The organism is Halobacterium sp. CBA1126, from assembly GCF_009741975.1.
In the GTDB taxonomy this organism is placed as follows: domain Archaea; phylum Halobacteriota; class Halobacteria; order Halobacteriales; family Halobacteriaceae; genus Halobacterium.
Genome location: NZ_WPCF01000129.1, coordinates 1 through 6,046, shown reverse-complemented (window position 1 = coordinate 6,046; position 6,046 = coordinate 1). Strand labels below are relative to the sequence as shown.

8 protein-coding genes are annotated in these 6,046 nt (G+C 71.1%); 6 read left to right on the top strand and 2 right to left on the bottom strand.

The genetic code is table 11. From position 1 onward, the window contains the following. Positions 1 to 476 (top strand): HalX domain-containing protein (locus GJ634_RS13555; RefSeq protein ID WP_157503412.1); only part of this gene is annotated, 476 nt, incomplete at its 5' end. A gap of 36 nt (positions 477 to 512) precedes the next feature. Beyond that, positions 513 to 920: a response regulator gene (locus GJ634_RS13550; protein WP_157503410.1), complete on the top strand. Its 408-nt coding sequence runs from the start codon at positions 513 to 515 to the stop codon at positions 918 to 920. A 19-nt stretch (positions 921 to 939) separates the two neighbouring features. Here GJ634_RS13550 and GJ634_RS13545 read toward each other — a convergent pair whose 3' ends face one another. Next, positions 940 to 1,110, bottom strand: coding sequence for a hypothetical protein (locus tag GJ634_RS13545; RefSeq protein WP_157503408.1), 171 nt, complete (start codon positions 1,108 to 1,110; stop codon positions 940 to 942). A 6-nt stretch (positions 1,111 to 1,116) separates the two neighbouring features. Here GJ634_RS13545 and GJ634_RS13540 point away from each other — a divergent pair, with 6 nt between their 5' ends. Next, complete coding sequence (locus GJ634_RS13540; RefSeq protein ID WP_157503406.1) at positions 1,117 to 1,491, top strand: hypothetical protein; 375 nt, start codon at positions 1,117 to 1,119, stop codon at positions 1,489 to 1,491. A 30-nt stretch (positions 1,492 to 1,521) separates the two neighbouring features. Here the strand turns inward: GJ634_RS13540 and GJ634_RS13535 are convergent, their stop codons facing one another. Continuing rightward, a complete protein-coding gene (locus GJ634_RS13535) occupies positions 1,522 to 2,697 on the bottom strand; it encodes a Xaa-Pro peptidase family protein (protein ID WP_157503404.1) in 1,176 nt (391 codons plus the stop codon). A 99-nt stretch (positions 2,698 to 2,796) separates the two neighbouring features. On the opposite strand from GJ634_RS13535, the gene aroA reads away from it, so the two are divergent. The 3 genes from aroA (at position 2,797) to GJ634_RS13520 (ending at position 6,038) form a co-directional block, all read left to right on the top strand. After that, on the top strand, positions 2,797 to 4,080 hold the full coding sequence (gene aroA / locus GJ634_RS13530; protein WP_157503402.1) for a 3-phosphoshikimate 1-carboxyvinyltransferase: 1,284 nt from the start codon (positions 2,797 to 2,799) through the stop codon (positions 4,078 to 4,080). Positions 4,081 to 4,156: 76 nt separating this feature from the next. After that, positions 4,157 to 5,308, top strand: coding sequence for a chorismate synthase (gene aroC, locus GJ634_RS13525; RefSeq protein ID WP_157503400.1), 1,152 nt, complete (start codon positions 4,157 to 4,159; stop codon positions 5,306 to 5,308). Between the two features lie 97 nt (positions 5,309 to 5,405). Beyond that, positions 5,406 to 6,038: a uracil-DNA glycosylase family protein gene (locus GJ634_RS13520; RefSeq protein WP_157503398.1), complete on the top strand. Its 633-nt coding sequence runs from the start codon at positions 5,406 to 5,408 to the stop codon at positions 6,036 to 6,038. The last annotated feature ends 8 nt before the right edge of the window (positions 6,039 to 6,046 follow it).

Here is a 6,046-nt window from a genome sequence, read left to right as displayed (position 1 = left end):
AGCGAGCGCTCGAGGAGGCCGACGAGGATGTCGCGTCGTCCTCCTCGACCCGCCACATGCCGGACCGCTCCGGCGACGACGTGCTCGCCGCCATCCACGACCACGACTACGACTGCCAGGTGGCGATGGTGACCGCCGTCGACCCGGACTTCGACACGCTCGAACTCGGCTTCGACGCGTACGTCGTCAAACCCGTCGAGCGCGACGAGCTCGAAGCACTCGTCAAGCAGCTGCTCGTGCGCTCGCTGTACAACGAGGAGGTCCAGGAGTACTTCGCGCTGGCGTCGAAGCGCGCGACCATCGAGACGACGAAGACCGACGCCGAGCTCGCCGCCGACGAGCGCTACCAGCAGCTCTGCGAGGACATCCGCGAGCTCCGCGAGAAGCTCGACCAGCGCGTCACCGACCTCGACGACGAGGACTTCCTCGCGGTGTTCCACGACCTCCAGGCCCGCGACGGAGCCACAAGTGACTAACCCGCGTGTCGCCCTACCTCCGAGTGACTCCCCCACATGGGTGACCCGATGCACGTCGCGTTCGTCAGCGCACACCGGCGGTCGCGCGCGGCGGTCGAACGCGCGCTCCCCGAGCACGCGTCGCTGACAGTCACCGCCCTGTCGACCCCTGCGGACGCCGTCGACGTGCTCGCGGAGCAGGCCGTCGACTGCGTCGCCGTCGAACACGCCGCCGACGGCACCGACGGCCTCGAACTCCTGCGGCGCGTCCGGGACACAGACCCCGCGGTCCCCGCGGTCGTCTACGAGGCCGCGAACGCGGACTCGATAGCCAGCGACGCCATCTCGCTGGACGTCACCGACTACGTCCGGCACGGCGAGGAAGCGACCCGCTCGCCGCGCTCGCCGACGCCTGCCACGACGCCGCGGCGTCCTACCGCGCCGAGCAGGACGTCGCGATGCTGAACGACCTCGCGCGGAACGTCTACGAGCGCGTCACGGACGGCTTCTTCGCGCTCGACCGCGACTGGCGGTTCACGTACCTCAACGACGCCGCCGAGGAGATCTGGAGGTCGACGCCGAGGACGTCGTCGGCGAGGACGTCTGGGAGGCGTTCCCGGGCGCCGTCGGCACGAGCTTCTACACGGAGTACCACCGCGCGATGGCCACCCAGGAGCCGGTGACGTTCCGCGAGCACTACGAGCCGCTGAAGAAGACCTTCGAGGTGCGGGCGTTCCCCTCCGAGGACGGCCTCTCCGTCCACTTCCGGACGGTCGTCGACGACGAGGACGCCCAGCGCGCCGACCACCTGCTCGAGCTGACGAACCTCCTCTCCTCGGACCTGCTGGAGTCCATCGACGTGCTCCGCGCGGACCTCGAGGCGGCCCGCGACGCCGACGACGACTCGGCGGAGCTGGCCGCCGCGACGGAGTCGCTGGACCGCATGGAGTCGCTGGTGAACTACTCGATTCGGCTGGCCAGCGAGCGCCCGACGGAGCGGGAAGCCGACGGTGCGCGCGAGCCGCCGACCGAGTGAGCGGACGGCCGGACCGAGTCCCCCGAGCGGTCAGTCCGCGAGCGAGACGTCGTAGTCGGTGAGGTTCTCGTAGCCGTCCTCGGTGACGACGACGATGTCCTCGATGCGCACGCCGCCCACCTCGGGGTCGTAGAGCCCCGGTTCGACCGTGATTACGTGACCCGGCCGGAGCTCCTCGCCGCCCTGCGAGAGCGACGGCTGCTCGTGGACGTCGAGGCCGACGCCGTGGCCCGTCGAGTGGATGAACCCCGTCTCCGTCTCGGGGTCGGTGTAGACCGTGGGGAAGCCGTGGTCGGTGTAGACGTCGACGACCGCCTGGTTGACCTCCTCGCCGGTCACACCGGGTTCCACGGCGTCGAGCGCGGCCCGCATGGCCTCGTAGGTGACGTCGTACCACTCCTGCTGGGTGTCGCTGGGGGTGCCGTTGAGGAACGTCCGCGTCATGTCGGCGTGGTACTTCGAGTCCTTGTCCCGCGGGAAGATGTCCACGACGACGAGCTCGCCGACCTCCAGCGGGCCGCTCCCGCGGTTGTGCGGGTCCGCGGCGTCCCGGCCGCACGCGACGATGGTCTCGTCGAGCGCGCAGCCGTGGCGCAGCAGTTCGACCTCGATCTCCTGCTTGACGAACTCGCTGGTGAGCGCGTCGCCGTCGTGGACGAGCACGCCGTCGTCCCCGACGTCCGCGCCGCGAATCAGTTCCTCCGCGCGCGCCATCGCGGCCTCGTTGGCCTTCTGGGCGGCCCGCACGTGCTCGACTTCCGCGTCGGTCTTGGTCGCGCGCACGTCCGTCACCACGCCGTCGTGGTCGGGGTCGACGTCGACGCCGTGGTCGCGGAGCGCGTCCGCCGTCCCCACGGGGAACTGCGCTTGGACGGCGACGGACTCGCAGCCGACGTCCGCGAGGAACTCCGCGGCCATCAGCGCCTGCGCCTCCCGCTCGCCGTGTTCGGCGTGTTTCTCCCGGAAGTCGTAGTCCGCGTGGCGCTTGACGGTGTCCGCGCGCCCCTCGCGTTTCGCGCGGCCGTACTCCAGCGAGGAGACGAGGACGGCGGTCTCCTCGGGCGTGTAGACGGCGAAGTACGGGTCCGGCGCGGCGAAGCCCGTCACGTAGTAGAGGTCGCTGTTCGCGGCGTCGTCGTGGAACGCGTACCCGTCGAGCCCTCGCTCGTCGAGGAACTCGTCGAGGCGCGCGAAGTCGGGGGCCATGGACGAGAGTCGTCCCGGCCGCCGCAAAATCCTACCGCCTCCGGTCGGCCAGTCGCCGCCGTCGGAACCCTCATGGCGGCGCCTGCCGTCGCCGTACGCATGGACGTCACTGTCGCGAACTCCCGAGTGTCGGGGACCGCCCGCGCCCCGCCGTCGAAGAGTTACACGCACCGCGCGCTCCTCGCGGCGGGGTACGCGGAGGGCGCGCTCGTGCGGAACCCGCTCGTGAGCGCGGACACGAGGGCGACCGCGCGCGCCGTCGACCACTTCGGCGGCGACGCCGAGCGCACGGGGCCGGACTGGGAGGTCACGGGGTTCCTCGGCGCGCCCGACGTGCCGGCGGACGTCGTGGACTGCGCGAACTCCGGGACGACGATGCGACTGGTCGCGGGCGCCGCGGCGCTCGCGGACGGCACGACCGTGCTCACTGGCGACCGGTCGCTGCGCTCGCGGCCGCAGGGCCCGCTGCTGGACGCTATCGAGGACCTCGGCGGGAGCGCGCGCTCGACTCGCGGGAACGGGCAGGCGCCCCTCGTCGTGGCGGGGCCGATGGACGGCGGGCGCGTGGAGATGCCGGGCGACGTCTCCTCGCAGTTCGTCACGTCGCTGCTGATGGCGGGCGCGGTGACCGAGCGCGGCGTCGACCTCGAGCTGACGACCGAACTGAAGTCCGCGCCGTACGTCGACATCACGCTGGACGTGCTGGAGTCGTTCGGCGTCGACGCCGCCGAACACGGCGACGGCTACCGCGTTCCGGGCGGCCAGACGTACGAACCGACGGACGGCGAGTACGCCGTCCCCGGGGACTTCTCGTCGGCGTCGTACCTGCTGGCGGCGGGCGCGCTCGCGGGCGGCGACGACGTGGTCGTGAAGGGCGCCCACCCGAGCGCGCAGGGCGACGCCGCCATCGTCGACGTCCTCCGGGAGATGGGTGCGGACGTCGAGTGGCACCGCGACGCGGGCGAAATCGTCGTCGGTCGCAGCGACCTCGACGGCGTCACGGTGGGCGTCGCGGACACCCCGGACCTGCTGCCGACCATCGCGGTGCTGGGCGCGGCCGCGGACGGCACGACGACGATTACGGACGCCGAGCACGTCCGCTACAAGGAGACCGACCGGGTGTCCGCGATGGCCGAAGAGCTCGCGAAACTCGGGGCCGACGTGGAGGAGTACCGCGACGAGCTCGTCGTCCACGGCGGGAACAGCGACCTCTCGGGGGCGCGCGTCGACGGCCGCGGCGACCACCGCATCGTGATGTCGCTGGCCGTCGCGGCGCTCGTCGCGGACGGCGAGACGACCATCGCGGGCGGCGAGCACGTCGACGTCTCCTTCCCGGACTTCTTCGACGCGCTCGCGGACCTCGGCGCGGCCGTCGACCAGTAGGGGCGCGGGCCGTTCGTCGTGGGAGTGGCTTGCGCGGACTGCAAGTCATAAGCCCCTCGGGACGTATGCTCCGGTAATGAACGGTAATCGGTTCGGGCGGCTCTTCCAGGTGACGACGTACGGTGAGAGCCACGGCCCCGGGATGGGCGTCGTGGTGTCGGGCTGTCCCGCGGGACTGGAGCTCGACGAGGAGACGATCCAGCGCGAACTCGACCGGCGGAAGCCCGGCCAGTCGATGATCACGACCTCGCGCGGCGAGCCCGACGAGGTGACCATCAACTCCGGGATTCAGGACGGCTACACGACGGGCACCCCCATCGGGATGACCATCCAGAACAAGGACGCCCAGTCCGGGAAGTACGAGCCGTTCGTGACGGCGCCCCGGCCCTCCCACGGCGACTTCACGTACTCCGCGAAGTTCGGCACGCGGAACTGGGGCGGCGGCGGGCGCTCGTCCGCGCGCGAGACCGTAAACTGGGTCGCCGCGGGCGCCATCGCCCAGGAGATTCTGGAGCAGGAGGGCGTGCAGGTGAAAGCCCACGTGAACCAGATCGGCGACGTCGAGGCGCCCGAGGTGTCCTTCGAGGAGATGCTCGAACACACCGAGGACAACGACGTGCGCTGCGCGCACCCCGAGACCGCCGCGGAGATGCAGGAACTCATCGAGGACTACCAGGAGCGCGGCGACTCCATCGGGGGGTCCATCTACTTCGAGGTCCGCGGGGTGCCCCGCGGCCTCGGCGCGCCGCGGTTCGACTCCGTGGAGGCGCGGCTCGGGCAGGCGATGATGTCGGTGCCCGCGACCACGGCCTTCGAGTTCGGCCTCGGCCGGGACGCCCGGACGTACGCGGGGAAGGAGCGCAACGACGACTGGGAGTTCGGCGAGGACGGCGACCCCGTGCCCGCGGAGAACGACCACGGCGGCCTGCAGGGCGGCATCACGACGGGCGAGCCGATCTACGGCGAAGTCACCCTGCACGCGCCCACGTCGATTCCGAAGAAACAGCAGACCGTCGACTGGGAGACCGGCGAGGAGAAGGAAGCGCAGGTCGTCGGCCGCCACGACCCCGTGCTGCCGCCGCGCGGCGTCCCCGTCGTCGAAGCGATGCTCAACGTGACGATTCTGGACTTCATGCTGCTCGGCGGGCGCATCAACCCCGACCGGCTGGACGGCCAGCCCGGCGAGTACGACACGGACTACCACCCGAGCAGCCCGCGCAACGAGTGACTCAAGTCTCGATGGCTGCGGAGGAGCAGAGGCGAGCGCGGGGTTCGGTAGCTGCGCGGGAACGGACACAAGGGCCGCGGGCGCCTACTGGTCGCTGATGGACGCACACCAGGAGGGGCCGCGGAACCCCTACGGGATGGACGAGGACTGCCGGAACTGTCCCGGCCTCTGCGACGTCCGCGAGCGCGTCGTCCACGGCTACGGCGACGTCGGTGCGGACTTCGTGTTCGTCGGCGAAGCCCCCAGCGAGGGCGCCGAGGAGACCGGCGTCCCGTTCACGGGCGACGAGGCCGGCGAGCGCTTCCAGCACATCCTCGGGAGCGTCGGCCTGAACTACTCGCTGCCGTCCAGCGACGAGCCGGAGCTGGACAACGCCTACCTGACGTACCTCGCGCGCTGCCGGCACCCCGACCGCGCGCCCACCGACGAGGAGGTGACGACCTGTGAGCCGTACCTGAACGCCGACGTGCGAATCATCAACCCCGAGGTGCTCGTGCCCGTCGGCCAGCGCGCGCTCACCGAGCTCGGGAAGGAGTACACGACGACGGACGCCGCCGACCTCGACGTCGAGGAGCTGCACGCGTCGACGATTCGCGGCCGCGGGTTCGAGCTCGCGCCGATGGTCCACCCGGCCGACCAGACCGACGACCAGACCGAGGCGTACGTCGAGTTCTTCCTCGAGTTGCTCGACACCGACTACCGCCAGACGAAGGGACGACGCGGTCGGTGACGCGACGG

Coding starts and splice junctions, on each gene's coding strand:
- GJ634_RS13540 (WP_157503406.1), top strand. CDS start 1,117: ATGGCCACCCAGGAGCCGGTGACGTTCCGCGAGCACTACGAGCCGCTG.
- aroA (WP_157503402.1), top strand. CDS start 2,797: ATGGACGTCACTGTCGCGAACTCCCGAGTGTCGGGGACCGCCCGCGCC.
- aroC (WP_157503400.1), top strand. CDS start 4,157: ATGAACGGTAATCGGTTCGGGCGGCTCTTCCAGGTGACGACGTACGGT.
- GJ634_RS13520 (WP_157503398.1), top strand. CDS start 5,406: ATGGACGCACACCAGGAGGGGCCGCGGAACCCCTACGGGATGGACGAG.
- GJ634_RS13550 (WP_157503410.1), top strand. CDS start 513: ATGGGTGACCCGATGCACGTCGCGTTCGTCAGCGCACACCGGCGGTCG.
- GJ634_RS13535 (WP_157503404.1), bottom strand. CDS start 2,697: ATGGCCCCCGACTTCGCGCGCCTCGACGAGTTCCTCGACGAGCGAGGG.